Raw genomic sequence first — 345 nt, 5'->3', positions numbered from 1 at the left:
GCCGACGGAAAACGGCAGCACCTGCAGCGGCATCGTCCACCATTCGGGCAGGTCATACAGGCTGCGGCCGTTGGTCAGCCACATCAGCATGCCGAACAGCAGCGCCTGCATACTGATGGTGACGATGATCGACACAATCCGCAGGCCGTAAATCAGCAGGGCGTTCACCATGCCGAGCAGCGCCCCGGCGGCCACCGCCAGCGCAATGCTCAGCACCGGGTTGGCCAGCCCGTAATGCATCGCCAGGGTGGCAATCAGGTACTGCACCACCGAGGCCACTGCCGCGAAGGAGATGTCGATGCCGCCGGTCACCAGCACCACAAACAGCCCGAGGGCGAAGATGCC

General features: G+C 64.3%; 1 protein-coding gene. It reads right to left on the bottom strand.

Going from position 1 to position 345, the window contains the following annotated elements; genetic code table 11:
- The coding region (locus CYR32_RS21305) for an ABC transporter permease subunit (RefSeq protein ID WP_420912857.1) at window positions 1–345 on the bottom strand (345 nt) is incomplete at both ends.

Origin of the sequence: Chimaeribacter coloradensis, assembly GCF_002858715.1 — a bacterium.
Lineage (GTDB): Bacteria > Pseudomonadota > Gammaproteobacteria > Enterobacterales > Enterobacteriaceae > Chimaeribacter > Chimaeribacter coloradensis.
The sequence above is the reverse complement of the archived record's forward strand: the minus strand, read 5'-3'. Positions and strand labels throughout refer to the sequence as shown.